Source organism: Aureimonas sp. SA4125, from assembly GCF_019973775.1.
Taxonomy (GTDB): domain Bacteria; phylum Pseudomonadota; class Alphaproteobacteria; order Rhizobiales; family Rhizobiaceae; genus Plantimonas.
This window is the reverse complement of record NZ_AP025032.1, coordinates 1,105,041-1,129,322: the sequence shown is the minus strand read 5'-3', so window position 1 is coordinate 1,129,322 and position 24,282 is coordinate 1,105,041. Positions and strand designations below refer to the sequence as shown.

At 66.9% G+C, this 24,282-nt stretch carries 22 protein-coding genes and 1 tRNA gene; 16 read left to right on the top strand and 7 right to left on the bottom strand.

Features of this window, described 5'->3' with window-relative positions:
- Positions 1 to 7: 7 nt before the first annotated feature.
- On the bottom strand, positions 8 to 787 hold the full coding sequence (gene hisN / locus Sa4125_RS05160; protein WP_224004407.1) for a histidinol-phosphatase: 780 nt from the start codon (positions 785 to 787) through the stop codon (positions 8 to 10).
- Positions 788 to 1,036: 249 nt separating this feature from the next.
- The gene (locus Sa4125_RS05155) at positions 1,037 to 1,867 is read right to left on the bottom strand and encodes an N-formylglutamate amidohydrolase (protein ID WP_224004404.1); all 831 of its coding nucleotides are present in this window, start codon (positions 1,865 to 1,867) and stop codon (positions 1,037 to 1,039) included.
- Between the two features lie 236 nt (positions 1,868 to 2,103).
- Here Sa4125_RS05155 and Sa4125_RS05150 point away from each other — a divergent pair, with 236 nt between their 5' ends.
- The 7 genes from Sa4125_RS05150 (at position 2,104) to Sa4125_RS05120 (ending at position 7,123) form a co-directional block, all read left to right on the top strand.
- On the top strand, positions 2,104 to 2,469 hold the full coding sequence (locus tag Sa4125_RS05150; RefSeq protein ID WP_224004401.1) for a response regulator: 366 nt from the start codon (positions 2,104 to 2,106) through the stop codon (positions 2,467 to 2,469).
- A gap of 99 nt (positions 2,470 to 2,568) precedes the next feature.
- Positions 2,569 to 2,643: transfer RNA gene (locus tag Sa4125_RS05145), tRNA-Val, on the top strand.
- Between the two features lie 224 nt (positions 2,644 to 2,867).
- Complete coding sequence (locus tag Sa4125_RS05140; protein WP_224004398.1) at positions 2,868 to 3,668, top strand: PhnD/SsuA/transferrin family substrate-binding protein; 801 nt, start codon at positions 2,868 to 2,870, stop codon at positions 3,666 to 3,668.
- Positions 3,669 to 3,837: 169 nt separating this feature from the next.
- The gene (locus Sa4125_RS05135; RefSeq protein ID WP_224004395.1) at positions 3,838 to 4,029 is read left to right on the top strand and encodes a helix-turn-helix transcriptional regulator; all 192 of its coding nucleotides are present in this window, start codon (positions 3,838 to 3,840) and stop codon (positions 4,027 to 4,029) included.
- Positions 4,030 to 4,446: 417 nt separating this feature from the next.
- Entirely contained in the window at positions 4,447 to 5,049 is a 603-nt protein-coding gene (locus tag Sa4125_RS05130; protein WP_224004392.1) for a dimethylamine monooxygenase subunit DmmA family protein, read from the top strand.
- A 54-nt stretch (positions 5,050 to 5,103) separates the two neighbouring features.
- Complete coding sequence (locus tag Sa4125_RS05125; RefSeq protein WP_224004389.1) at positions 5,104 to 6,066, top strand: PDR/VanB family oxidoreductase; 963 nt, start codon at positions 5,104 to 5,106, stop codon at positions 6,064 to 6,066.
- A gap of 16 nt (positions 6,067 to 6,082) precedes the next feature.
- Positions 6,083 to 7,123, top strand: a complete 1,041-nt coding sequence (locus tag Sa4125_RS05120; RefSeq protein ID WP_224004386.1) for a DUF3445 domain-containing protein — start codon at positions 6,083 to 6,085, stop codon at positions 7,121 to 7,123.
- A gap of 21 nt (positions 7,124 to 7,144) precedes the next feature.
- On the opposite strand, the gene Sa4125_RS05115 is transcribed toward Sa4125_RS05120, so the two are convergent.
- Positions 7,145 to 7,609, bottom strand: coding sequence for a MarR family transcriptional regulator (locus tag Sa4125_RS05115; protein WP_224004383.1), 465 nt, complete (start codon positions 7,607 to 7,609; stop codon positions 7,145 to 7,147).
- A gap of 113 nt (positions 7,610 to 7,722) precedes the next feature.
- On the opposite strand from Sa4125_RS05115, the gene Sa4125_RS05110 reads away from it, so the two are divergent.
- Positions 7,723 to 8,097, top strand: a complete 375-nt coding sequence (locus Sa4125_RS05110) for a nuclear transport factor 2 family protein (protein ID WP_224004380.1) — start codon at positions 7,723 to 7,725, stop codon at positions 8,095 to 8,097.
- A 225-nt stretch (positions 8,098 to 8,322) separates the two neighbouring features.
- Here the strand turns inward: Sa4125_RS05110 and Sa4125_RS05105 are convergent, their stop codons facing one another.
- A complete protein-coding gene (locus Sa4125_RS05105; protein WP_224004377.1) occupies positions 8,323 to 10,734 on the bottom strand; it encodes an aminomethyltransferase family protein in 2,412 nt (803 codons plus the stop codon).
- 294 nt (positions 10,735 to 11,028) lie between these two features.
- Complete coding sequence (locus Sa4125_RS05100) at positions 11,029 to 12,384, bottom strand: NAD(P)/FAD-dependent oxidoreductase (RefSeq protein ID WP_224004374.1); 1,356 nt, start codon at positions 12,382 to 12,384, stop codon at positions 11,029 to 11,031.
- 415 nt (positions 12,385 to 12,799) lie between these two features.
- Here Sa4125_RS05100 and Sa4125_RS05095 point away from each other — a divergent pair, with 415 nt between their 5' ends.
- Complete coding sequence (locus Sa4125_RS05095; protein ID WP_224004371.1) at positions 12,800 to 13,933, top strand: aminomethyltransferase family protein; 1,134 nt, start codon at positions 12,800 to 12,802, stop codon at positions 13,931 to 13,933.
- Positions 13,934 to 14,051: 118 nt separating this feature from the next.
- Positions 14,052 to 14,270 carry a hypothetical protein gene (locus Sa4125_RS05090; protein WP_224004369.1) on the top strand — a complete coding sequence of 73 codons (219 nt, stop codon included), beginning with the start codon at positions 14,052 to 14,054 and terminating at the stop codon, positions 14,268 to 14,270.
- A 27-nt stretch (positions 14,271 to 14,297) separates the two neighbouring features.
- Here the strand turns inward: Sa4125_RS05090 and Sa4125_RS05085 are convergent, their stop codons facing one another.
- Positions 14,298 to 15,425 carry a Gfo/Idh/MocA family oxidoreductase gene (locus Sa4125_RS05085; protein WP_224004366.1) on the bottom strand — a complete coding sequence of 376 codons (1,128 nt, stop codon included), beginning with the start codon at positions 15,423 to 15,425 and terminating at the stop codon, positions 14,298 to 14,300.
- 138 nt (positions 15,426 to 15,563) lie between these two features.
- Here Sa4125_RS05085 and Sa4125_RS05080 point away from each other — a divergent pair, with 138 nt between their 5' ends.
- Both Sa4125_RS05080 and Sa4125_RS05075 read left to right on the top strand, forming a co-directional pair.
- Entirely contained in the window at positions 15,564 to 16,412 is an 849-nt protein-coding gene (locus tag Sa4125_RS05080; RefSeq protein WP_224004363.1) for a MurR/RpiR family transcriptional regulator, read from the top strand.
- Between the two features lie 180 nt (positions 16,413 to 16,592).
- On the top strand, positions 16,593 to 17,345 hold the full coding sequence (locus Sa4125_RS05075) for an isocitrate lyase/phosphoenolpyruvate mutase family protein (RefSeq protein ID WP_224004360.1): 753 nt from the start codon (positions 16,593 to 16,595) through the stop codon (positions 17,343 to 17,345).
- Between the two features lie 102 nt (positions 17,346 to 17,447).
- On the opposite strand, the gene iolG is transcribed toward Sa4125_RS05075, so the two are convergent.
- On the bottom strand, positions 17,448 to 18,440 hold the full coding sequence (iolG, locus tag Sa4125_RS05070; RefSeq protein ID WP_224004357.1) for an inositol 2-dehydrogenase: 993 nt from the start codon (positions 18,438 to 18,440) through the stop codon (positions 17,448 to 17,450).
- Between the two features lie 137 nt (positions 18,441 to 18,577).
- On the opposite strand from iolG, the gene iolC reads away from it, so the two are divergent.
- From iolC to iolB, 4 genes are all read left to right on the top strand, one after another.
- Positions 18,578 to 20,509, top strand: coding sequence for a 5-dehydro-2-deoxygluconokinase (gene iolC, locus Sa4125_RS05065; RefSeq protein ID WP_224004354.1), 1,932 nt, complete (start codon positions 18,578 to 18,580; stop codon positions 20,507 to 20,509).
- Between the two features lie 155 nt (positions 20,510 to 20,664).
- Positions 20,665 to 22,509 carry a 3D-(3,5/4)-trihydroxycyclohexane-1,2-dione acylhydrolase (decyclizing) gene (gene iolD / locus Sa4125_RS05060; RefSeq protein ID WP_224004351.1) on the top strand — a complete coding sequence of 615 codons (1,845 nt, stop codon included), beginning with the start codon at positions 20,665 to 20,667 and terminating at the stop codon, positions 22,507 to 22,509.
- Positions 22,510 to 22,532: 23 nt separating this feature from the next.
- A complete protein-coding gene (gene iolE / locus Sa4125_RS05055) occupies positions 22,533 to 23,423 on the top strand; it encodes a myo-inosose-2 dehydratase (RefSeq protein WP_224004348.1) in 891 nt (296 codons plus the stop codon).
- A gap of 37 nt (positions 23,424 to 23,460) precedes the next feature.
- On the top strand, positions 23,461 to 24,279 hold the full coding sequence (iolB, locus tag Sa4125_RS05050; RefSeq protein WP_224004345.1) for a 5-deoxy-glucuronate isomerase: 819 nt from the start codon (positions 23,461 to 23,463) through the stop codon (positions 24,277 to 24,279).
- Positions 24,280 to 24,282 lie beyond the last annotated feature (3 nt).

Genomic DNA, 24,282 nt, shown 5'->3' with positions numbered 1-24,282 from the left:
CCAGGCCTCAGTTCCGGTTCAGGATTTCCAGCGCTGCCGCATGCAGTTCGGGCGTTGCCGCCGCGACGACGTCACCGCCGTTCTCGGCCCGACCGCCCTCATAGGTGGTGATCACACCCCCGGCCTGCTCGATGATCGGGATCAGCGCGACGATGTCGTAGGGCTTCAGCCCTGCCTCGACCACGAGGTCGGCATGGCCGGCGGCCAGCATGGCGAAGGCATAGCAGTCCGTTCCGAACCGCGTGAGCCGGGCCGCAGCTTCCAGAGCTTCGAATCCCGTCGCCTTGCCGCCGGTGAAAAGCCGCGGCGAGGTGGTGAAGAGGGTCGCCGCCGCGATGTCGCGCGTCGCGCGGACGGCCAGCCGGCGCGGCCCACCAGGGCCGTCGTAGAAGGCGGCCTCGCCGTCGGCCCAGAACCGCTCGGTCGTGAAGGGCTGGTGCATGATGCCGACGCGGGCGACGCCGTCGACGCAAAGGCCGATCAGCGTGCCCCAGACCGGCACGCCCGAGATGAAGGCGCGCGTGCCGTCGATCGGATCGATGACCCAGAGATGGCGTCCGCTGCCGCTCGTGCCGTATTCCTCGCCGAGCACGGCATGGTCCGGATAGGTCGCCTCGATCAACGCGCGGATCGCCCGCTCGGCGGCACGATCGGCTTCCGTCACGGGGTCGAAGGCGTCGACCAGCTTGTTGTCGATGGCCCCCTCCCGGCGGAACCGCGGCAGGCTTTCGCGGGCGGCGGCGTCGGCCAGGGCAAACAGGAAGTCGCGGCTGGGAAGCTCGGTCATCGGTCATCCGTGATCAGAGGAGGAGGGGCGGACGGCGGATGCCGTAATGGATGCTGGCGCAGACGGGCACGTGGTCGTTGGTCCACACACAAGTTTTGGTCAATAATATTGACTTATCTGGAACGGATTTCTACCTTCCACCTGCAGCCTTCGGGCTGCGGCTCAGAAATGGGCGTTTCCTCCCTAGACTTGGCCGCGCTGCTTTCGGGCAGTGCGGTTTTTTTTGATCCGTCCCTGCCGGCGCCATCGTTATTCCGCGGCGGCGGACTGTGTGCTGCCGAGGTCGATCTCGGCGGCCAGTTCGGTGACGAACGTGATGAGATCGGCCCGCATGCGGGCGAAATTCGCGTTCGGCACGAAGCGTCGCTCGTCGGCATAGAGCCCGCGGTTGATCTCGATCTGCAGGGCATGGATGCCCGTTCCCGGCCGGCCGTAGCGCTCGGTGATGAAGCCGCCCGCATAGGGCTTGTTGCGCATGACGTCGTAACCGAGTGCCGACAGGCCGTTCGACACCAGAGCGACGATGCGGTGCGAGGCGCTGGTGCCGAATCGATCGCCGACGACGATGTCCGGCTGGCGGCCGCCGGGCATGGTGCGGACCGTCGACGGCATGGAGTGGCAATCGATCAGGATGGCGCTGCCGAACCGGTCGCGGGTTTCCTGGAGAACGCCGGCGAGACTGGCGTGGAAAGGGCGGTAGATCGTCTCGATACGGTCGAGCCCTTCGGCCAGCGACACCTTGTCGCGGTAGATCTCCTCGCGCTCGGCGACGATCCGCGGAATCGTGCCGAGGCCGCCGGCGACCCGGATCGACGCGGCATTGGCAAAGCTCGGCAGCGCCGCATCGAACATCTGCGGGTCGAGCTCGTAGGGCTCGCGGTTGACGTCGAGAAAGGCGCGCGGAAAGCGGGCGAGGAGCAGCGGTGCGCCGATCGAGGGCACGAAATCAAAGAGCTGGTCGACGAAAAGGTCCTCGGAACGCCGGATCGCCTCGCTCGACAGCCTTGATGCCTCGATGAAGGCGGAGGGGTAGACCCGGCCGCTGTGCGGGGAGCAGAACACCAGCGGCGTCTGCTGCATCGGCGGGCTCAGAAGTTCGAAGGCCGGGCACGGCCCCGCGGCTGTCTGAAGGGTCGGGGGCTGCTGGTCTGACACTGCGATCGGTTCCGGTTAATCCTTGACCCAGAAATATGGCTCCGGCGCGAGATTGCCATCCATTCGACTTGGGCATTCTTTCGGCAATCTGTTAAAAGACGGATGAAGACAAAAACGAGGCAGTGCGGCGCGATGCTCCGCCGCGGATATGGACGAGATGAATGGTCAAGATCCTTCTTGCCGAAGATGACAACGACATGCGCCGTTTCCTGGCCAAGGCCCTGGAAAAGGCCGGGTACGAGGTCACGGCCTACGACAACGGCAGCAGCGCCTACGAGCGGCTGCGCGAGGAGCCGTTCTCGCTGCTTCTGACCGACATCGTGATGCCCGAGATGGACGGCATCGAACTCGCCCGTCGCGCCACCGAGCTCGATCCGGACCTCAAGGTGATGTTCATCACCGGTTTTGCCGCCGTCGCGCTCAATCCCGATTCGAAGGCGCCGAAGAACGCGAAGATCCTGTCCAAGCCCTTCCACCTGCGCGAACTCGTCGACGAAGTCGGCAAGATGCTCGAGGATGCGGCCTGACACACGGGCCATCCGGGGGCGGGTGCGGAAAGTCGTGGGAGGCAAAAACACTCCCTTGACGCCCCCGCGGCTCCTGTGATCTATGCCCCCTTGTCGGATGGGCGTGTAGCTCAGTGGGAGAGCACTTCGTTGACATCGAAGGGGTCACAGGTTCAATCCCTGTCACGCCCACCATCCAGTTCAAAGGGCTCGGCGAGCGATCGCCGGGCCCTTTTTCGTGACTCCAGAGCGGCACCGTCTCGGTGGCTGCCGTCGCCGCTTCCCGCCGTGATGCGCCGGCCGGTCCTCCGGTGACACTTTTCTCACCGCCGAGGAGAGTCTCGGCCCGGCCATCGGCTCTGGCGCCTGGCGGCAAAGGTCCATAAAGGCCAATCTCGCGCTTGCCGGGAAACTCAGCCTTGCCGAAGACCCTCGTCTCCTATCCCATGTATTGCGCAGCGCCCGGCGCGATCGACGGCTTCTGGCGGGGTCTGCGACGGCACCTGGCCGCGGCGGGGCTGACGGACGTCGATGCGGATCTGACCCTGCCGGAGGATCTGCCGTCGCACTGGACGGCGCCGAACCTTCTGCTCAGCCAGACCTGCGGCTATCCCCTCACCCATGGGCTCGAAGGCCGCGTGCAGATCGTCGGGACACCCTGTTACGACGCTCCCGGCTGCGAGGGACCGCTTTATTCCAGCGCCTTCGTCGTGCGCGAGGGCGATCCGGCCGAAACGCTGGCCGACTGCCGCGGCCGGCGCGTGGCGTTCAACAGCCGCGATTCGCAGTCGGGCTACAACAGCCTGCGGCGCGCCGTCGCGCCGCTGGCGGAAGGAACGCCGTTCTTCGCCGCAGCGATCGAGAGCGGCGCTCACCGGCGTTCGATGGACCTCGTCCGGGACGACGTCGCCGATCTCGCCGCGATCGACTGCGTCAGCTTTGCCCTGGCGAGCGATGCCGGCTCGACCGCCGGCCTGCGCATCCTCGGCGTCTCGTCGTCGGCACCGGGCCTGCCGCTGATCACGGCCGCCGACGCCCCGCCGCAGACGGTGGCGCGATTGCGGCGGGCCTTCTCGGCTGCCTGCGCCGACCCCGCGCTGTCAGCCCATCGCGCGGGCATGCGGCTTTCCGGCTTCGAGGTTCTGCCCCTTGCGGCCTATCGGACAATTCTCGATATGGAGAACGACGCCATCTATGCCGGCTATCCCGACCTCGCCTGAGCGCCGATCGCCAGTGACCGTGCCGGCTTGTTGCCGGTCTCCGGCTTTCCGGTCTCCGGCGGCCGCTCCGGTGACGGGACAGTGCGGCGGCGGAACTTCGGCGGCAGCACGGCGCTAGCGGTGCCGCCAGTCCGGCCGGTGCCGGCATACTGACAGGGAGAGGGTGCCCGTGAGCCTTGCGGACAATCTGACGCGGTTGCGGATCACCGATGGCCAGACCATCGAGCAGGTCGCGACCGCGACGCGCCTGCCGCCGACGGTGATCGCCGGCCTCGAAAGCGGCCGGATCGTCTCCGCGCACCGGGCCGTGCGCGCCCTCGCCCGGCATTTCGGCGTCAGTGTCGACACCCTGGAAGCCTGATGCCCGCCACAGGCGCGGTACGACGTCGGCAAGCAAAGCCCTAGCCTGTCCGAAGCGGGGACACTGCCGACATGCCTCTCTTGATGGCATGTCCGGATTTCGTGTTTCTTCCGAGGAATTTTTTTTGACAAGCGTTTGGTGCCAGTCCATGATCGCGGGCAACAAGCACTGCCGGGTCAATTTGTGTCGTTCTCGCCCCCATTCTTACCGGAATACTGACCCACGACAGAATTGACCAGAACAGTCGCCGCGCACCGGTGGATACGGGCCTCGCATAATGGCGAGCATCAAGCAGTTGTCCGTCCGATCTCATCTGCGAACGGATGCGGGTGCATGACACGTCGGCGGCGCTCGACGGTACGGCAAAGGCGACGACAGCAAGGTCGGTGGTGGCAGGAATAGGCTGGTAGGGACATCATGCTTCTTTCCGAGATCAAGAGCCGGCCGACCTACGGAAGCCTTTCCCCCTCGCCGCTCGCCACCCGCCATATCGTCGCCATCGAGGGTGCAGGCATCAAGGCGTTCGAAGCGGCCTTCGCCGGAAAAGCAGCTCTGTTGGGCCGGACGACGGTCGTCTTCACCCCCTCGCCCGACATGCCGCCCGATACGCTCGGCCGTCTCGAGGCGCTCGGCGTCGATGCGCTTCACGTCTCCCCCTCCGTCGAAACGCTCCTGGTCCGCCTGGCGGGACTCCTTGCGACGGCGACCATGGGAACGGAGCTTTCGGTGACCGGCAGCGAGAATTTCATCGGCCAGGCCGTCGCCGTCGGCATGGCGCACGGCATCGGTCACCGGTCCATCGCGACCGAGCACAGCGGCTCGCTGGCGCGCCGGGTGCAGTGCGTGCACTGCAAGGGGTTTACCGGCGGCGTCACCGAAAGTCCCGTCGCCTGCGGCCATTGCGGCCTGATGCTCCTCGTGCGGGACCATTATTCCCGCCGTCTCGGCGCCTTCATGGGCGTGTGCATCGATGCCGAAGCGCCCGGCGACATTCCGGCGCCCGAGGCGTTTCATGCGTGACAGCGCTTTGGCGGCCATGAGGAGAAGCTTTTCCCAAATGATGAGAGCATAGGCATGAGCGGCGGCGAGGATTTTCGCGTCCGAGTGGTGGAAGCCGAAAATGTCACGCCGACCATCAGGCGGCTGCGCATGCTCCGCTGCGATGGCGGCGCGCTGCCACCCTATGCTGCCGGCGCCCATACCGTGCTGACGCTGGAGACCGGCGGGCCGAAACTGCGCAACGCCTATTCGCTCCTGGGGTCGACGCTCTCCGGCGGCGCCTACGAGATCGCGGTGCTGCGGACCGAAGCATCGCGCGGCGGCTCGGCCTTCATCCACGCCGCCGTCGGCGTCGGCACGGAGCTGACGCTGTCGACGCCGGTGAATCTCTTTCCCGTGCATCACCTGGCGCGCCGCCACGTTCTCGTTGCCGGCGGCATCGGCATCACTCCGATCGCCGCGATGGCCGCCGAACTCTCCGCCATGAACGCGCCATTCGAACTGCACTATGCCGTCCGGGACGAGGCGCTCGGCGCCTTTGCCGGCGATCTCGCGCTGCGCCACGGCGCAAAGCTCAGGCTCTATGTCAGCCGGCGGCAGGAGCGCCTTGCCGTGCGCGAGATCCTGCAGCACCAGCCGCTCGGCACGCATCTCTATGTCTGCGGCCCCGAGCGGATGATCGAGGCCGTGCTCGGCGATGCCCGCGCCGCGGGCTGGCCCGAGGACAGTCTCCACGCCGAGCGTTTTCTGGCGCCGGCCGGGGGCGAGCCTTTCGCCGTCAGGCTGGCGCGCTCGGGGCTCATGGCAACCGTCGGCGAGCATCAGAGCCTTCTGGAGGCGATCGAGGCGGCCGGCGTCGATGCGCCCTATCTCTGCCGAGGCGGCGCCTGCGGACAGTGCGAGACCACCGTGGTGGCAGCCGACGGTTCCCTCCGGCATCACGATCATTTCCTCTCCGACGCCGAAAAGGCCGCGGGCGACAAGATCATGATCTGCGTGTCGCGGCTCGAGGGCCGCGAACTCGTCCTCGACCTCTGAACCGAAGGAGAGCGCGATGACCATCCCGTTCAGGACCGAGACCTTTCGCGGCGATTTCACCTTTTCCAACAGCCCGGCGGCGATCCGGCGGTTTCCGTTCCCGTTCGACCGCGACGCCTACATGTATTCGGTCAACATCGAGCAGCACGTGCCCGGCCGGGTGCAGACGACGACGGAGTTTCCGATCGACATCGACGAGCACTATGTCGCGGAAATGGAAGACCGGGCGCTGGTGCTGAAGGCCGACCCGCTGCGCTGCCAGTCCCTGCCGCACATGATCACGGCTGAATGGGACCTCCTCGAGCTCTTGATGACGTCGATGGCGCGGCATTATCCAGACCACTTCACCCTGACGTGCGACGGCGACCGCTGGCATTGGGTGAACCGGCCGCTCGGGATCGACCAGGAATTCACCTTTGGGGAAGCGGCGACCCTGCCGCTGCCGCCGATGGAATACGTCACGCGCCAGTGCCAGGGCGATTTCTGCCTGCTCGACCAGCGCGACGACAATCTCTGGATGGATGCCGGCATCGTCACCACCCAGGCCGACTGGTCGCTCGACTTCGACCTCGGCATGAACTTCATCGAATGGCACGGGCCGGTGCCGCTGGCACACGACCTCGGCGTCTTCGACCGGGCGCTGAAATTCCTCATGAACCTGCAGCAGGGCCGTCCCGTCCGTCGCCTCAACTGGACGATGACGATCAATCCGCGGCTCGACACGAGCCCCGAGAACTATCACCTCTGGGGCGTCGACAAGGCCAGTGTCACGCCCGAAAACGTCGGCGACAAGGTGCATCTGCGCGTCGAGCTGCAGGCACTCTGGCGTCTGCCGCGCTCCAACGCCATCGTCTTTTCGATCCGATGCTATCTCATCAAGATGGACGAGCTGGTCACCCAGAAGAAATGGGCCCGGCGCTTCCACCGGGTGCTGCGCGACCTTCCGCCGGAGATCGCGGGCTACAAGGGCCTTTCCCGTTTTCGGGAGACGACGATCGACTGGCTGGCCCGGCACGACGATGGCGCGGAGACCTCACCGGGATTCGGGCCGGACTGAGGGAGGACGGCGCTGCCGGCGCTATCGGGGTTCCTGCGACACCGCCGCGCCCGCACCCAATCCGTCGAGATTGGCGATCACGCGCTTCAGCATGGCGATGAAATGCTCGGCTTCCTCATCCGAGAATCCTTTCAGGGCCTCGCGGTTGCCCTGAAAGAGCGCGTCGCAGGCATCGGGCAGTCGAGCGAGCGCCGTCTGCGTCAGCGCGATGCGGCTGCTGCGGCCGTCTGCGGGATCGGGGTCGCGTCGGATCAGCCCGTCCCTTTCCATTCGCACCATCATCTGCGCCATCGACGGCTGCTCGATCCGGACGACGCGGGCAAGGTCCCGCTGCGACGTTGCCAAGCCGTCCCTCAGCGCCATCAGCGCCGGCAGGTAGCCGACGCCGAAGCCGAGCGGCTTCAGCCTCATCTCGCTCAGCCGCGCGAAACTGCGGGAGGCCAGACTGATCAAATGACCCGGCGTCGACAGCACGTCATGTTCCATCTTGCATCCTTGCATAGGGACCTATATTTATACATAGGTGACGATATATTGGATGGCTGGCAGCGGCAACGCCATTGCTCCAATCCAGACAACGTGCGGAAGGACGACGAAAAATGGAGGGCGACATCGCGCTCGTGAGCCACATCTACGAGCGATTCAACGCGCGAGACATCGACGGCGTTCTCGCCGCGCTTTGCGACGACGTCGCCTGGTCCAACGGCATGGACGGCGGACACGTCCACGGCCACGCGGCGCTGAGGGAATATTGGACGCGGCAGTGGGCGTTGGTCAGCCCGCATGTCGAGCCGAAGGAGATCGCCAGGGGGACCGACGGCTCGATCGTCGTCGATGTCCTTCAGTCCATCCGCGACCTCGACGGCAATCCGCTCGAAGGCCAGACGCACGGCTTGAAGGACAGAATGGTCGCTCACGTCTTCCATTTCCAGAAGGGCAAGGTCGCGCGCTTCGATATCGGCGACGGAAGGTGATCGGCCTGCCCGGCATGGCTGCACATGGAGGGACCGAACTGGATGCGGGTGCCCCCGTTGGCGGCGTCGGGCACCGGCTCCATCAGGGCCAAGGGTGAACATGGCGTATGAACCCACGCAACCTTGTAGAGGGAGTCACGAGGTCGACGGAGACAAGGGTCTTCAGCGAGGCTGAACGGCGCGTTCCCGTGCCTTGCGACGATGCCAGCTGGTCCAGCCGGTGTCCTAGCCCGAGCGGTTTGCCCCGCCCCGCGGATCGTCCGCCACGACGGATGCAGCATCGAATGCGGGAGCCACACCCGCCGGTGCGACGCCGCCGCCGGCCTGCACCGCCGCCTCCGTCCGAACCCGCGTCTTGTCCGGATCGTAGTGCGGGAACCGCACCACGGTGGCGGCGATGCGCTTTTGCTGGCCGTCGAGCTTGCCGATCTCCACCCGCGTGCCGACCGCCGCGGCAGAGACGTCGAGGCGGGCCAGCGCGATGGTCTTGCCGAGGATCGGCGATTTCGTCGCCGAGGTGACGACGCCCACCTGCGCCCGCCCGACATGGACGCCGTCGCCGTGGCCGATCGGCTCGTTGCCGGCGATGTCGAGGCCGACAAGCTGGCGGTGCGGATTGGCGCGTCGCCGGGCGATCGCGGCATCGCCGACATAGGGGTCGGGCTTTTCCTTCGGCACGGTGAAGCCGATGCCGGCTTCGAAAGGATCGGTGTCGTCGGAAAAGTCGTAGCCGGCAAAGACCAGGCCGGCCTCGATCCGGACCATGTCGAGCGCGAGAAGCCCCATCGGGATCAGGCCGTGCGGTTCGCCGGCCGCCATGATCGCGTCCCAGACGCCGGGCGCATCGTTCGGATGACACCAGACCTCGTAGCCGAGTTCGCCGGTATAGCCGGTGCGCGAGACCACAACGGGCAGGCCGGCGATGCGACCGATGGTGAAGCGAAACCATTTCAGCTCGGCAAGCGTCGACAGGACCGGCGGCGTCACGACGATGCCGGCGAGGATCTCGCGCGAGCGCGGGCCCTGGACGGCGAGATTGTGCAGCTGGTCGCTGGAATTCCTCACCCAGGCCTTCAGCCCGTGCGTCGCGGCAAGCTCGCGCAGCCAGACGCCGGTATAGTCGTCGCCGCAGACGACCCGGAAGTTGTGCGGCGCGATCCGGAAGATCGTGCCGTCGTCGATCATGCCGCCATGCTCGTAGCAGAAGGGGGTGTAGACGACCTGCCCTTCCGCAAGCTTCCGGATGTTGCGCGGGACGGCGCGCTGCAGGAGGTCCTCGGCATCGGGGCCGGTGACCTCGAACTTGCGCAAGGCGGAGAGGTCGACGACCACCGCACGTTCGCGGCAGGCCCAGTATTCCTCGATCGGCCCGGCATTGGCGTAGCAATCGGCCAGCCAGAAGCCGCGATAGTCGGTGAACTTGCGGGTGAGCGCGGCGGTGCGCGGGTGAAAGCCGCTCTCGCGGCTGAGGCGCGGTTCGGCATCCCAGGTCATGCGGTGGGCGCTTCCTTTCGGGAACTGGCAAAGCGCGCCGTCATAGACGCGGACATGGATGTCGGTCGGCACCCAGGCATTGGCCGGATCGATGTCGTCGGCGCAGGAGGACGAGGCGCAGACGAGGTCGGTCAGCGCCCGGAGCAGCACGTAGTCGCCGGGACGCGACCAGGGCTCGTCCATCGAGATACGGTCATCGGCGCCGACGATGGTGTTGTAGAAGAAGTTGATCGCCGGCCAGCCCTTGCGCTCGGCGACGCCGTGCTTTGCCAGCACCCTGTTGAAATTCTCGGTGCAGTTAGAATGGCCGGGATAGCCCATGTCCTCGTAGTATTTCGCAGTGCAGGCGAGGAGAAAGGTATCATGCCGGCCGACCGTGTCCTGGATCACCTCGACCAAAGGCTGCATGCGCGAGTCGAAGTATTTGGAGTGGAGACCCGGACCGGAAAAACTCGATCCCATCAGCGTGCGGGTCGTCGTCGGATCGAGGTCGTACTCCTCGCCCCGTGCCAGCGCGTTCGCGTCGAAGGCGAGAAAATCCGAGCACTGGCGGCCGTCGACGTCGATGATCTGGATGTAGTCGCCGGCCTTGACCGTATAGGCGGAAGCCGTCGCGGCCGTGATGCGGTGGTCGAGGAGCATGGCATCGGCAAGCGGCGGCGGCACGTCGCCGGCGCGCGGCTCGGCCGGGACGACGCAGACGCGAAGGTCGGTCGGCGTGTCCTGCGCTTCGGGGGACATGGCCCTGCCCGGTGCGACCAGCAGGCAGAGAACGGGCGCCAGCGCCTCGAGGGTCAGCGTGGCGCCGGCTGGGGCGTTGGACGGGAAGAGCGAGACGCCGGGCGCTGAGAGGTCACTGGGCACCACGGCGCCGCGGAGGGCTTTGGCGTTTGCGCAGACGAGGAGCGCCTGGGCAAGCGCGGGGGCCTGCCTATCCGGAAGCCCGCGCAGCGCGTTTTGCCCTTCACCGAGGACGTAGAGCAACGCCGGCTGAAGCCCCTCGGCGTCGAGCACCGTCATCCGGTCGCCGGCCGCAAGCTGCAGCAACCGCCCCTCGCCGCCGCGAACCACCGAAGACGTCGCCCGCGACACGGAGACGGGCACGCCAGCGATGCTGCCCTTCCCCACCCAGACGTTCATCATTGGCGTGGCTCCTTTGTCGTCGCACCCACTGCGGCGTTGCCGTTCACTCGCGGCACCCACGCGTCAGTTTCGTCATCCCGGCCCTGAGCCGGGATCCATGCCAAGTCGTCGAACAAGGCCGATAACAGTGGACCGCGGGCGCCGTCCTGGAACGAGCTGGCAGCGTCCTGCGTCTCGGCATGGATCCCGGATCAGGTCCGGGATGACGAAGCTTTGGCGTGAGTGCCCTTCCCTCAGATCGGCAATTTGGGCTCCCGACCCTCCTTGCCAGGTCGCTCGCCTTGAGAGCCAATCCTACTCCGCCGCCTCCTTCACCGCCAGGAACGTCGCCAGCGAATCGTCCAGGGCCTCGATCCACGGCGTGTGGTGGACGGGCGCGAGGGTGCCGGTGAGGGTCGAGGGGTAGGAGCGGTCGCGGTAGGTGAGGATGCCCGCCTCCTTGTGGTGCTCCCATTCCTTGAACAGCGCGGCGACGCGGTCGACGTCGAGGAAGGGATAGTCGGTCGCCGACAGGAGGTCGCGGACATAGTCGGTCTGGAAGTCGATGGCCTCGAAGGGATTCGTCAGCTCCTCCTCGCGGGCCCGCCATTGCCTGATGTCGGCGTCCTGTTCCCCGGCCGGGGGCAGCGCGATCCGGCCGAGGATGACGTCGCGCACGAACCAGGCCTGCGCGTCGAACATGTTGAAGGTATAGTACTGATCCTGCATGCCGATATACATCAGCTGCGGGTTGTCCTGCCAGACGACGCCCTTGTAGAGGCCGAGCGGATAGAGCCGGTTGTTGGTCTTGAGCCGGAGATCATCGGGCAGGAAGGGAAAGCAGTGCTGGTAGCCGGTGCACAGAACGATGGCGTCGATTTCCTTCGACGTTCCGTCCTTGAAATGCGCCACCTTGCCGACGAGTTTCTGCAAAAGCGGCCGCTCCTCGAAGCCTTCGGGCCAGGCAAAGCCCATGGGCTTCGTGCGGTAGCTGTAGGTGATCGATTTCGCGCCGTATTTGAAGCACTGGATGCCGATGTCCTCGGCCGAGTAGCTGGCGCCGACGAGGAGCACGTCCTTGCCGGCGAACTCGTCGGCGGCGCGGAAGTCATGGGCATGCATCACGCGGCCGGGAAAGCTGTCGATGCCCTGGAAATGCGGCACGTTCGGCACGGAGAAGTGGCCGTTGGCGACGATGACGTGGTCGAACTGCGATGTCTCGTGCGTGTCGGATGAAAGATCCTTCACGGTGACGGAGAACTTCCTCGTCGCCTCATCGAAAGACACCCAGCGGACCGGCGTGCAGAAGCGGATATAGGGACGCACGCCGCTCTTCTCGACGCGGCCGGCGATGTAGTCGTGCAGCACGGCCCGCGGCGGGTAGGACGGGATCGGCCGGCCGAAATGCTCCTCGAAGGAGTAGTCGGCGAATTCCAGGCACTCCTTCGGCCCGTTCGACCAGAGATAGCGGTACATGGAGCCATGAACCGGCTCGCCGAACTCGTCGAGCCCCGTGCGCCAGGTGTAATTCCACAGACCGCCCCAGTTCGACTGCTTCTCGAAGCAGACGACTTCCGGCACATCGGCGCCGGCGCGCTTGGCGGTTTCGAAGGCGCGCAAGGCGGCAAGACCGCTCGGGCCGGCTCCGATGACGGCGACACGTTTGGTCATACGCAAGCCTCCCGACTGGAATGAACACGCTGGCCAGCAAGCCGCCAGAGGCCCGGAAAGCGCCGATGGCGCCTTCCCTACCGACGCAGGGGAAACCAGACCAGACGGCGCATTGCTTGTCAATTTTCTTTCCTGCGGCGAAAGCCCGGTAGTCTCGACGTCAGGCCGGGGAAGAGTTTGCCGCTCAACGCCAGCCGGGAGGCCGCAATCTGGCGGCCAGGCGTTGACCGTTTCGCGTCCGGCGCATATTCCTATCGATTACGAAGTTCTCTTCTCAGGAAAGTTTTTTATCGTCGTTATGCTCGAAGCTGGCCACCCGACGCGTTCCTCAGGGGTCGCTGGGAGGGACGGCCGGTTATCGGCGAGCGGCATCGCCTCTCTCGCATCCCCTCGCCCCTCGACGGAGACCGAAACGATGACCGCATCCTGGAGATTTTCCGCGCTTGCCGATCGGCACCGCGCGCTCGGCTCGAAGCTCGAGGACTGGAGCGGGATGGGCACCGCCTGGAGCTATGACGGGGACGCCGATGCGGAATATGTGGCGATCCGGACCAAGGCCGGGCTGATGGACGTATCGGGCCTGAAGAAGGTGCATGTCACCGGCCCGCATGCCTCCCACCTCATCGACCTCGCCACGACCCGGGACGTCGACAAGATCTATCCCGGCAAGTCGGCCTATGCCTGCATGCTGAACGAGGCGGGCAAGTTCACCGACGACTGCCTCCTCTACCGCACCGGTCCGAACGCCTGGATGGTGGTGCACGGCTCGGGCACCGGACACGAGGAACTGACGAAGGCGGCGATGGGCCGCGACGTCTCGATCCGCTTCGACGACGACCTGCACGACCTCTCCTTGCAGGGGCCGCTTGCCGTCGACTACCTCGCCGACCACGTTCCCGGCATCCGCGACCTCCCCTACTTCCACCACATGCAGACGCGGCTGTTCGGTCTGCCGGTGATGATCTCGCGCACCGGCTATACCGGCGAGCGCGGCTACGAGATCTTCTGCCGCGGCCAGGATGCCCCGGCGATCTGGGATCGTATCCTGGAGGAAGGTGCCGGGCTCGGCATCATCCCCTGCCGCTTCACCACGCTCGACATGCTCCGGGTCGAGAGCTACCTCCTCTTCTACCCCTACGACAATTCGCAGAAATATCCCTTCGCCGAGGAAGGGCCGGGCGACACGCTGTGGGAACTCGGTCTCGACTTCACCGTCAGCCCCGGGAAAACCGGATTTCGCGGCGCCGAGGAGCACTACCGGCTGAAGGGCCGGGAGCGCTTCAAGATCTTCGGCGTGCTTCTGGAGGGCGAGGCGCCGTCCGACGAGGGCGCGCCGATCTTCAGGGACGGCAGGCAGGTCGGCATCGCCACCTGCGGCATGTATTCCGTGCTCGCCCGGCGTTCGATGGCGATCGCCCGGCTCGACGTCGACTGCGCGGTCCCCGGCACGCCGCTGGAAGTGCGCAATGCGACCGGCCCGATCAGGGCCACGGCACACAGCCTGCCGTTCGACGATCCGAAGAAGCTGAAGCGCACCGCCAAGGGCTGAGGCGCGGCATGGTCCTGCCGGTGGCGGTGGCCGGATGAAGTGTCCTGCGCCTGCCGGTACGGGGAACCGTCGCAGGGGCTTGCAGCTTTCTCTCCGGTCCCACCCGGAGGAATTCGTGATGTCCGACACACCAGACCATGCCGACACATCGCCCGCGCGGCTGCATGATGGCGACGACGCCGAGGTGACGGCGACGATCCCCGAAGAGGCCGAGAATATCGAGGCCGAAGAGCAGCGCGATGTCGAGCGCCTCGAGCAAGAGGCGCTGCAGCGCCCCGATCCCGCGGCGGACGACCTGCCGGACCGCGCGTTCGACCGGATCACGCCAGGCGTCTGAGACCCCTGCAGCAGCAGCGCCGCCGCGTCACGCGCGGCGGCGGTCCGCGATGTCGACCCAGACGCCATTGGCATGCGAGCGAGCCATGGCGGCGACGCAGGTCTCGATGTCCAGGCCGGCCTCGAAATCGATGAGTCTCGCCGGCTTGCCTGCGACCGCATTGAGGACCTCGCGGGCTTCGATCACCTTCAGGTCGTTGAACCCCAGGCTATGGCCCGGCGCGGGAACGAAGTTCGCGAAAGGCGGATGCGCCGGACCGGCGAGAAGGGTGCGAAAGCCCTGCCGGTCGGCGGGATCGCGGGAATCGAAGTACTGAACCTCATTGAGCCGCTCCTGATCGTAGGTGACGGAGCCCGCATTGCCAAAAATCTGCAGGGCGATCCGCCCCTTACGGCCCCAGGCCGCGCGGTTGAGCGCCAGCTGGCCTGTCGCCCCCCCGGCAAAGCGCAGGAGCACCGTGGCGCTGTCATGCGTCTCGACCGCGCGCATCCCGTCGTCGCCCTCGCGCTGCGGAATCGGCCGGCTCATGTCACAGACCACCCGTTCGACGGGGGGCGCCAGCACCGACAGGAGCGAGAGGGCGTGCACGCCGAAATCGTCGAGCGCGCCGATCCCGGACAGGCTCTGGTCGCGAAAGCCGAAGGGTGTTGCCGGATCGGCCATGAAATCCTCGTCCATCTCGACGCGCAGATGCTGCAGCCGGCCGAGGCGTCCCTCGGCGATCAGCTTCCCGATCAGCCGGATGGCCGGATTCTGGATGTAGTTGTAGCCGAGCACGGCGACCCTGCCGCTCGCTCGCGCCGCATCCCGCATCGCCTCGGCGTCCGCCAGCGACGTCGCCATCGGCTTCTCGCACCAGACATGCTTGCCTGCCTCGAGGGCGGTGACCGCCATGTCGCGGTGGAAGGGATTGGGCGCGGCGATCGACACGATGTCCACCTCCGGATCGGCGACCAGTCGCCGCCAGTCGTCGGTCCCGCGGTCGAAGCCAAGGATGGCGGCGCGTGCCGTGGCCAAGGCCTGGCTGGTCTCGGCAAGCATCACCAGGCGCGGGCGGGCGACATCGCCGAATGTGGCGGCGACGGCATTCCACGCCAGCGCGTGGCACTTGCCCATATAGCCGGTTCCGATCAGTCCGACGCCGATGCCGCGCATTGCCTTCCTCCCGCCAGTACCACCGGGCATCCGCCGACGGTTGATCCGTCGTTACGAAATGAAGCATCCGGGGCTGGACAGAAGTAAAACATCTGTTCCATCACTTGACGAGATGTCTTGCGCAGGAAAGCCCTGGAAATGACCGCGCCTCTGCCACCCGCCTTGCCGGAGGACTATGACGAGTTGCGCGCCTTGATCCTGTCGCGGCACGAAACCCTGCCCAAGCGCCTGGCGCAGGTCGCACGCTTCGCGGTGGAAAATCCCGACGAGATCGCCTTCGGCACAGCCGCCAGCATTGCCGCCGCCGCCGAGGTGCAGCCCTCGACCCTCGTCCGCCTCGCCCAGAGTCTGGGATACCAGGGATTTTCCGAGCTGCAGGCGATCTTCCGGCATCGGCTGCGCGCCAAAACCACCAGCTATGACGAGAGGCTGTCGCAAGCGCGCGCCGATGGGCCGGGCACCGCGCCGATCGCGCGGGGGATGCTGCGGTCGGCGGCGCAATCGGTCGAGCGGGCCGAGCGCGACCTCGACGCCGCGCGCGTCGGCCTGGCGGCGTCGCTGATCGCCGCGGGAGAGACGATCTATGTTCTCGGCCAGCGCCGATCGGCAGCGCCCGCCACCTATCTCGGCTATCTCTTCGGCCGGCTGAAGATGCGGTCGGTCGTCGTCGGCGGCAGTTTTGGCACCGAGGACGACATCCTGGCGCTGGCGGGGCCGGGAGACGTCGCCGTGTCGATCTCGTTCACGCCCTATGCCGCAAACACCATCGCCTGGACCCGCACGCTTGCGGCGAACGGCGTGCCCATCGTCGGCATCAGCGACAGCCTGTTCTCCCCCGTCGCCAGCCTGTCCTCGGCCTGGCTGGAAGTCGTCGAGGCCGACTTCGAGGGTTTCCGCTCGCTGTCGGCGACCATGGCGCTGGCGGCTTCGCTGGCGGTTGCCAGCGCCGCGGAACGATTTGGCCGCGGCGACATGCCCCCCGGCTGAGATTCGCGGGTCCTGCGCGAGCGAAAACCATCGCCGCAGCCGAAGGCGCCGACGTTCGAGAGCGGCGCTGTGGCCGGCGATTGACAGCACCGGAACCGTCGCCAATTCTGGCCGGCGTCGCGGCCGCGCCTCGGCCGCTTGCAGGCGCAGGGCCCGGCGGCGGCGCCATGGGAGATGTGCATGACGACGACTTCGGAACGACGCGCGGCCTTTCGCGATCTCCATCGCGCCGGCTGTTTCGCCCTTCCCAATCCCTGGGACGGTGGCAGCGCCGTGCGCTTTGCCAAGGCCGGGTTCAAGGCGCTGGCGTCGACGAGCGCGGGTGCCGCCTGGGCGATCGGCAAGGAAGACGGCGAGTTGACGCTGGAGGAAGTGCTGGACCACCTCCGCTTCCTGTGTGCCGTCACCGAACTTCCGGTGAATGCCGACTTCGAGGCGGGCTTTGCCGACTCGGCCGACGGCGTCGCGGACAATGTCGCGCGCTGCATCGACACGGGGGTCGCCGGCCTCTCCATCGAGGACGCCCACCGCGGCGTGCTCTACCCGGTCGCGGTCGCCGCCGAGCGCGTTAAGGCGGCGCGCGCGGCGATCGACCGCTCCGGCGCGGACGTGGTCCTCGTCGGTCGCTGCGAAGCCTATTTCATGGATCCGATCGATCTCGGCGAGGTCGTCTCGCGGCTTCAAACCTACAGCGCAGCAGGCGCCGATTGCCTGTACGCGCCGGGCCTGAAGGACCTCGGCGCCATCGCCGAGATCGTCCGCTCCGTGGACAGGCCGGTGAACGCCAATCTGACGGGCACGGGACTGTCGGTCGCCGACATGGCCGGGATCGGCGTGCGCCGGGTCAGCGTCGGCGGGGCGCTGGCCAAAGCGAGCTATGCCCATGTCGATGGATTGGTGGAACGCCTGTGGACCGAGGGGCGGCTGCCCTGAGCGGCCGACCGTCCGGATCAAGGCGGCCCCCCCGCGAAGACTGCCGCTTGCCCGTCTTTCTCACCCCTCAACGGCCGGAGTGGGTGAGAATCCGGCGCCGACCTATCCCAGTTCGCTCATCATCACCATGCGGCCCTCGCGGTGGCTGAGCGTCGCGGCATCCGCGAGCAGTCCCGCCTTCAGTCCATCCTGGCCCGATGGCGCGGGTGCGATGCCGCGTTCGATGCAGTCGATGAAGTAAGCGAGCTCGTGCTCGTAGGCGCGGGCATAGCGCTCGAGGAAGAAGTTCTGCACGGGGTCGGCGAGGACGCCGTCGCCCGTGGCCAGAACGACTGTCGTCGTCGGCACGTTCTCGGCGCGGATGAGGCCCTTGGCGCCGTGCACCTCGATGCGCTGGTCGTAGCCATAGGTGGCGCGGCGCGAATTGGAGATCTGGCAGATCTTGCCGGTCGCCGTCTTCAGCTGCACCGCGGCGGTGTCGACATCGCCTGCCTCGCCGATGCCGGGATCGACGAGGCAGGAGCCGAAGGCGTGCACTTGCGTGATCTCTTCGCCGAGGAGGAAACGGGCCATGTCGAAATCATGGATCATCATGTCGCGAAAGAGGCCGCCCGACGTCGCGATGTAGGACACCGGCGGCGGCCCCGGATCGCGCGACAGGATCGTCACCAGCTCGACATCGCCGATCACGCCTTCGCTGACGCGGTGGCGGAGACTGGCGAAATTGGGATCGAATCGGCGGTTGAAACCGATCATCAGCGGCACGTCGCCGATTTTTCCGAGCGTCGCGCGGATGCGGTCGGAGTTCAGATCCACCGGCTTTTCGCAGAAGATCGCCTTGCCCGCCGCTGCCGCCTTTTCGATGAACTCGGCATGCGTCGTCGTCGGCGTGCAGATCACCACGGCGTCGATCGAGGGATCGGCGAGGAGCGCCTCGGCCGAGACGAAGGCGGCGCCCGTCACCTCGGCCAGCACCGCGGCCGCCTGCGGAAAGGCATCGGCGACGGCGACGAGTTCGGCATGGCTGTTGGCGGCGATGTTGCGGCCGTGGATCTGTCCGATCCGCCCGGCGCCGAGCAGTCCAAAACGCATCATGGCTTCCTCCCGAATGACGGGCTCAGGGCTAACGGAGTTTTTTGGAACATTCAATCCGCATTGACAATGAGACGAAATTTGCGTTTCATTTTGACGGAAAATGGAACAGGCCGTCGAAAAGGCTGGGGGAGGCGACGATGCCGGAATCGACGAAGGCTGCGCCTGGCGCTCTCGACGTGATCACGATTGGACGCTCATCGGTCGACCTCTACGGCCAGCAGATCGGCTCGCGGCTGGAAGACATCGCGAGCTTTGCCAAATCGGTCGGCGGCTGCCCCTCCAACATCGCCATCGGCACGGCCCGGCTCGGCCTGAAAAGCGGCGTCATCACCCGCGTCGGCGACGAGCAGATGGGCCGCTACATCCGCGAGCAGATGGTGCGCGAGGGCGTCGCGACCGAGGGCATCGCGACCGATGCAGAGCGTCTCACCGCCCTCGTCCTCCTCTCGGTCGAGAACGAGCACAGCTTCCCCCTCATCTTCTACCGCGAGAACTGCGCCGACATGGCGCTCAGCGAAAGCGACGTGGACGAAGCCTTCATTGCCCGGGCCCGCGCGATCGTCGTCACCGGCACGCATTTCTCGCGCGAAAACACCGCTGCGGCGCAGCGCAAGGCGATGGCGCTTGCCCGGGCGAACGGGGCAAAAATCTGCTTCGACATCGACTACAGGCCGAACCTCTGGGGACTTGCCGGCCACGGCGCCGGCGACAGCCGCTACATCGCCTCCGACGCCGTCTCGCAGCGCCTGCGCCCCGTGCTGGCCGATTGCGACCTGATCGTCGGCACCGAGGAGGAGATCATGATCGCCGCGGGCGAGAGCGATGTCCTCAAGAGCCTGAAGGCGATCCGCGCGCTGTCGGCCGCCGTGATCGTCCTGAAGCGCGGGCCGATGGGCTGCATCGTCTATGACGGCGCCATCGCCGACGATCTGGAGGCCGGCATTGTCGGCAAGGGCTTTCCGATCGAGGTCTACAATGTGCTGGGCGCCGGCGACGCCTTTATGTCGGGCTTCCTGCGCGGGTTTCTCGGCGGCGAGACGCTGGCGACGGCGGCGACCTGGGCCAATGCCTGCGGCGCCTTCGCCGTGTCGCGGCTCCTCTGCTCTCCGGAAAGCCCGACTTATCCCGAGCTGCAGCATTTCCTGGAGCACGGCTCGCCCGAGCGGGCGCTGCGCAAGGACGAGACGCTGAACCACATCCACCGGGTGACGACGCGGCGCCGCGACATGCCGAGCCTCGTCGCGCTGGCGATCGACCATCGCTCGCAACTGGAGGAGATCGCCGCGGAAGCGGGAGCCGATCGCGCCGCGATCGCGCGCTTCAAGCCGCTGGCGATTGCCGCGGCGGCACGCGTCGCCGCCGGCCGCGACGGCTTCGGCACGCTCCTCGACGAGACCTATGGCCGTGCCGCCTTCGACGCCGCCGCGAAGGCGGGACTCTGGGTCGGCCGCCCTGTCGAAAGGCCGGGCTCGCGCCCGCTGCGCTTCGAGCATGGACAAGACATCGGCTCTCTTCTGGTGGAATGGCCTGTCGACCACACCATCAAGTGCCTCTGCTTCTACCACCCGGACGATCCGCCGGGGCTGAAAGCCGAACAGGGCGCGACGCTGCTTCGGCTGCACGAGGCGGCGCGGCGGGTCGGGCGCGAGCTGCTGGTCGAGATCATCGCCGGAAAGCACGGATCGCTCGACAACGACACGGTGGCGCGGGCCGTCGCCGAGCTCTATGCTCTGGGGATCAGGCCGGACTGGTGGAAGCTCGAGCCGCAGGGATCGGCAACGGCCTGGGCGAACATTTCCGGGGTGATCGAGAAGAACGACCCCTGGTGCCGCGGCATCGTGCTGCTCGGCCTCGACGCGCCGGCTGAGGAGCTGGAAGCGGCCTTCGCCGCAACCGCCGGCATAACCCTGGTGAAGGGATTTGCCGTCGGCCGGACGATCTTTTCCGAAACGGCGCAGCAGTGGCTCGGCGGCAAGATCGACGATGCCGCCGCCGTCGATGCGATGGCGGCGCGATTCAGCGCTCTGGTCGGGGCCTGGGACCGCACCAGATCGACGAATGCGGGTTGACCGGACAACGCAGATCGCCCGAACGGAAATGATTTCGGCGACAAGCCGGTGTAAACCGCCCGGATCGATGCGGTGATGATATCCGTGTCGCTTCCCGGGGCCGGACACCATCCCATTGTTCAGGATGGTGGCGGCGGGATGATGGGAGAGAGACGATGACCACCGTGCGACTGACCATGGCGCAGGCCCTGGCGCGCTTTCTCACCCGGCAGATGACGGTCGTGGACGGCGAGAAGCTGCCGATCATTGCCGGCATCTGGGCGATCTTCGGCCACGGCAATGTCGCCGGCATGGGCGAGGCGCTCCACGGCGTCCGGGATGAACTCCCGACCTACCGCGCCCATAACGAGCAGGCGATGGCGCATGCCGCCACCGCCTTCGCCAAGGCCAGCTTCCGCCGCCGCTTCATGGCCTGCACGACCTCGATCGGCCCCGGCGCCACCAATATGGTCACCGCCGCCGCCGTCGCGCATGTCAACCGGTTGCCGCTGCTGCTGCTGCCGGGCGACGTCTTCGCCTCGCGCCGGCCGGATCCGGTGCTGCAGCAGATCGAGGATTTCGGTGACGCCACGCTCTCGGCCAATGACTGCTTCCGCCCGGTCTCGCGCTATTTCGACCGGATCACCCGGCCCGAACAGCTGATGCCGGCGCTGCACCGGGCGATGGCCGTCCTCACCGATCCGGCCGAATGCGGCCCGGTCACGCTCGGGCTCTGCCAGGACGTGCAGGCCGAGGCCTATGATTATCCCCAGAGCTTCTTTGCCGAGCGGGTCTGGGCAACACGAAGGCCGCGGGCGGACGAGACGGAGATCCAGACCGCAGCGATCTGCCTGCGCAACGCCCACAAGCCAGTGATCATCGCCGGCGGCGGTGTCCTCTATTCCGAGGCGAGCGCCGACCTTCTTGCCTTCGCCCACGCCCACGACGTGCCGGTGCTGGAAACGCAGGCCGGCAAGTCGGCGATGCCGCATGACGATCCGCTCGCCATGGGCGCGGTCGGCGTCACCGGCACGGCGGTCTCTAACCGGCTGGCCGAAGAGGCGGACGTGATCCTTGCCGTCGGCACACGGCTGCAGGACTTCACCACGGGTTCCTGGACACTGTTCAAGAACCCTGCGCGCCAGATCGTCGGCCTCAATATCCAGCCCTTCGACGCGCTGAAGCATGCGACGCACGGTCTCGTCGCGGACGCGCGGACGGGCCTCATCGATCTCTCGGACGCGCTCGGCGACTGGTGCGCGCCCTCGGGCTGGCGCCAATCGGCCGAGGACGGCAAGGCGGAGTGGGACATCGCCGCCTCCGCCGCCAAGGCACCGACAAATGCCGCCGAGCCGTCGGACGCGGCCGTCATCGGCGCGGTCGAGCGCGTCTTCGGCCATGCCGCTTGCGTGGTCTGCGCCGCCGGCGGCTTGCCGGGAGAATTGCACAAGCTGTGGAACGCGGCCGTTCCCGGCGGCTATCACCTGGAATACGGCTTCTCCTGCATGGGCTACGAAATCGCCGGCGGGCTCGGCGTGAAGCTGGCACGGCCCGATGACGACGTCGTCGTGATGGTCGGGGACGGGTCCTATCTCATGATGAATTCCGAGATCGCGACCTCGGTGATGCTCGGGCTGAAGCTCGTCATCGTCGTCCTCGACAATCGCGGCTATGGCTGCATCAACCGGCTCCAGCGCTCGACGGGGGCGGAGGGCTTCAACAACCTCCTCGACGACGCCCATCACCTGGCTCTCCCCGACATCGACTTCGCCGGCCATGCCCGCGCGCTCGGCGCCATCGCCTCGAAAGTCGGCTCGATCGCGGATCTGGAAGCCGCGCTTTCCGCGGCGCGCGACAACGACCGCACCACCGTCGTCGTCATCGACACCGATGCCTATGCCGTCACCGAGGCGGGCGGCACCTGGTGGGACGTCGCCGTGCCGGAAGTCTCGACGCGCCGCGCCGTCAACGAAGCGCGGGCAGCCTACGAAAAAGAGCGCCTCCTGCAGCGCGCCGACTGACCCTTGATCTCCCGGAGACACGCATGATCCGCATCGGCGCCAACCCCATCTGCTGGTCGAACGACGACATGATCGAAATCGGCGGCGATATCCCGCTGGAGCAGTGCCTTGCCGAGGCCAAGGCGATCGGCATCGAGGGCATGGAACTCGGCAATAAGTTTCCGACGACGGCCGAGGCGCTGAAGGGAAAGCTCGCCGAATTCGGCCTCGCCTTCATCTCCGGCTGGTACTCGACCTTCCTCCTCGAGCGCGACGCCGAGGCGGAATTCGAGGCGGCCCGCGAGGCGATCGCGCTGCGCAAGGGCGCCGGCGCCGAGGTGCTGATCGTCTGCGAATGCACGCGGACGGTGCACGGCACGAAGTCTGCGCCGCTGTCCTCGCGCCCCGTCATGACCGAGGCGGAATGGGCGCTGTTCCTGCCAAGGATGACGCGCTTTGCCGAACTCGTGCGGGAGGCCGGGCTGCAGCTCGTCTACCACCACCACATGGGCACGGTGGTGCAGACCGGCGCCGAGATCGACCGCTTCATGGCCGGCACGGAGGACGCGGTGAAGCTTCTCCTCGACACCGGCCATGCCACCTGGGCGGGCGCCGATCCGGTGGACCTTGCGGCCCGCTATGCCCGGCGCATCGGCCATGTCCACACCAAGGACGTCCGCGCCGGCGTCGCCGTCCAAGCCGCCGAGGGTGACTGGTCGTTCCTCGATTCGGTGCTGGCAGGCGTCTATACCGTTCCCGGCGACGGCGCGGTCGACTATCCCTCCGTGTTCCGCGCCCTCCCCGATTATGCCGGCTGGGTCGTCATCGAGGCCGAGCAGGATCCGGAAAAGGCCAATCCCAAGCAGTATGTGACGCTCGGCTACGCCAATCTCGTCCGCTTCCTCGATGAAGCGGGCCTGCGCCGCGCAGCCTGACCGCCGACGCATCGCACCGACCAGCAAAGGCATAGCCATGACCTCTCCCCTCCGCATCAGGCCGAAACGCGACCATGACCGCGTGCACCACGTGACGCCGGAGAGCGCCGGCTGGACCCATGTCGGCTTCGATCTCTACCGGCTGTCGCCCGGCCAGAGCGTCGCCGAGCGCACCGGCGACCGCGAGGTCTGCCTCGTCCTCGTCACCGGCCGTGCCGCGGTAGCGAGCGACGGAGAGGATTTCGGCCTGATCGGCGAGCGGATGAGCCCGTTCGAGGGAAAGCCGTGGTCGGTCTACGTGCCGGCCGACGACCGCTGGCAGGTGACCGCCGAGACCGAGGTCGAGCTTGCCGTGTGCTCGGCCGCCGGCCGGCCGGGCGCGCATCAGCCGCGGCTGATCGCACCGGACTCGCTCGGCCAGGAGACGCGCGGGGTGGGCACGAATGTGCGCCACGTCACCAACATCCTGCCGGAGACCGATACGGGCGCGGATTCGCTCCTCGTCGTCGAGGTGATCACGCCGGGCGGCCATACCTCGTCCTATCCGCCCCACAAGCACGACACGGACAACCTTCCGAAAGAGTCCGCCCTCGAGGAAACCTACTACCACCGCCTGAACCCGCCCCAGGGCTTCGGTTTCCAGCGCGTCTACACCGATGCGAGGGCCGACGGCAGCCGCGAGATCGACGAGGCCATGGTGATCGAGGACGGCGACGTGACGCTCGTCCCCCGCGGCTACCACCCCTGCGCCGCGATCCACGGCTACGACCTCTACTACCTCAATGTCATGGCCGGGCCGACCAGGACGTGGAAGTTCCACAACGAGCCGGCGCATGCCTGGCTCGTGAAGCGGTAGCGG

Coding starts and splice junctions, on each gene's coding strand:
- hisN (WP_224004407.1), bottom strand. CDS start 787: ATGACCGAGCTTCCCAGCCGCGACTTCCTGTTTGCCCTGGCCGACGCC.
- Sa4125_RS05155 (WP_224004404.1), bottom strand. CDS start 1,867: ATGCAGCAGACGCCGCTGGTGTTCTGCTCCCCGCACAGCGGCCGGGTC.
- Sa4125_RS05150 (WP_224004401.1), top strand. CDS start 2,104: ATGGTCAAGATCCTTCTTGCCGAAGATGACAACGACATGCGCCGTTTC.
- Sa4125_RS05130 (WP_224004392.1), top strand. CDS start 4,447: ATGCTTCTTTCCGAGATCAAGAGCCGGCCGACCTACGGAAGCCTTTCC.
- Sa4125_RS05125 (WP_224004389.1), top strand. CDS start 5,104: ATGAGCGGCGGCGAGGATTTTCGCGTCCGAGTGGTGGAAGCCGAAAAT.
- Sa4125_RS05120 (WP_224004386.1), top strand. CDS start 6,083: ATGACCATCCCGTTCAGGACCGAGACCTTTCGCGGCGATTTCACCTTT.
- Sa4125_RS05115 (WP_224004383.1), bottom strand. CDS start 7,609: ATGGAACATGACGTGCTGTCGACGCCGGGTCATTTGATCAGTCTGGCC.
- Sa4125_RS05110 (WP_224004380.1), top strand. CDS start 7,723: ATGGAGGGCGACATCGCGCTCGTGAGCCACATCTACGAGCGATTCAAC.
- Sa4125_RS05105 (WP_224004377.1), bottom strand. CDS start 10,734: ATGATGAACGTCTGGGTGGGGAAGGGCAGCATCGCTGGCGTGCCCGTC.
- Sa4125_RS05100 (WP_224004374.1), bottom strand. CDS start 12,384: ATGACCAAACGTGTCGCCGTCATCGGAGCCGGCCCGAGCGGTCTTGCC.
- Sa4125_RS05095 (WP_224004371.1), top strand. CDS start 12,800: ATGACCGCATCCTGGAGATTTTCCGCGCTTGCCGATCGGCACCGCGCG.
- Sa4125_RS05090 (WP_224004369.1), top strand. CDS start 14,052: ATGTCCGACACACCAGACCATGCCGACACATCGCCCGCGCGGCTGCAT.
- Sa4125_RS05085 (WP_224004366.1), bottom strand. CDS start 15,425: ATGCGCGGCATCGGCGTCGGACTGATCGGAACCGGCTATATGGGCAAG.
- Sa4125_RS05080 (WP_224004363.1), top strand. CDS start 15,564: ATGACCGCGCCTCTGCCACCCGCCTTGCCGGAGGACTATGACGAGTTG.
- Sa4125_RS05075 (WP_224004360.1), top strand. CDS start 16,593: ATGACGACGACTTCGGAACGACGCGCGGCCTTTCGCGATCTCCATCGC.
- iolG (WP_224004357.1), bottom strand. CDS start 18,440: ATGATGCGTTTTGGACTGCTCGGCGCCGGGCGGATCGGACAGATCCAC.
- iolC (WP_224004354.1), top strand. CDS start 18,578: ATGCCGGAATCGACGAAGGCTGCGCCTGGCGCTCTCGACGTGATCACG.
- iolD (WP_224004351.1), top strand. CDS start 20,665: ATGACCACCGTGCGACTGACCATGGCGCAGGCCCTGGCGCGCTTTCTC.
- iolE (WP_224004348.1), top strand. CDS start 22,533: ATGATCCGCATCGGCGCCAACCCCATCTGCTGGTCGAACGACGACATG.
- iolB (WP_224004345.1), top strand. CDS start 23,461: ATGACCTCTCCCCTCCGCATCAGGCCGAAACGCGACCATGACCGCGTG.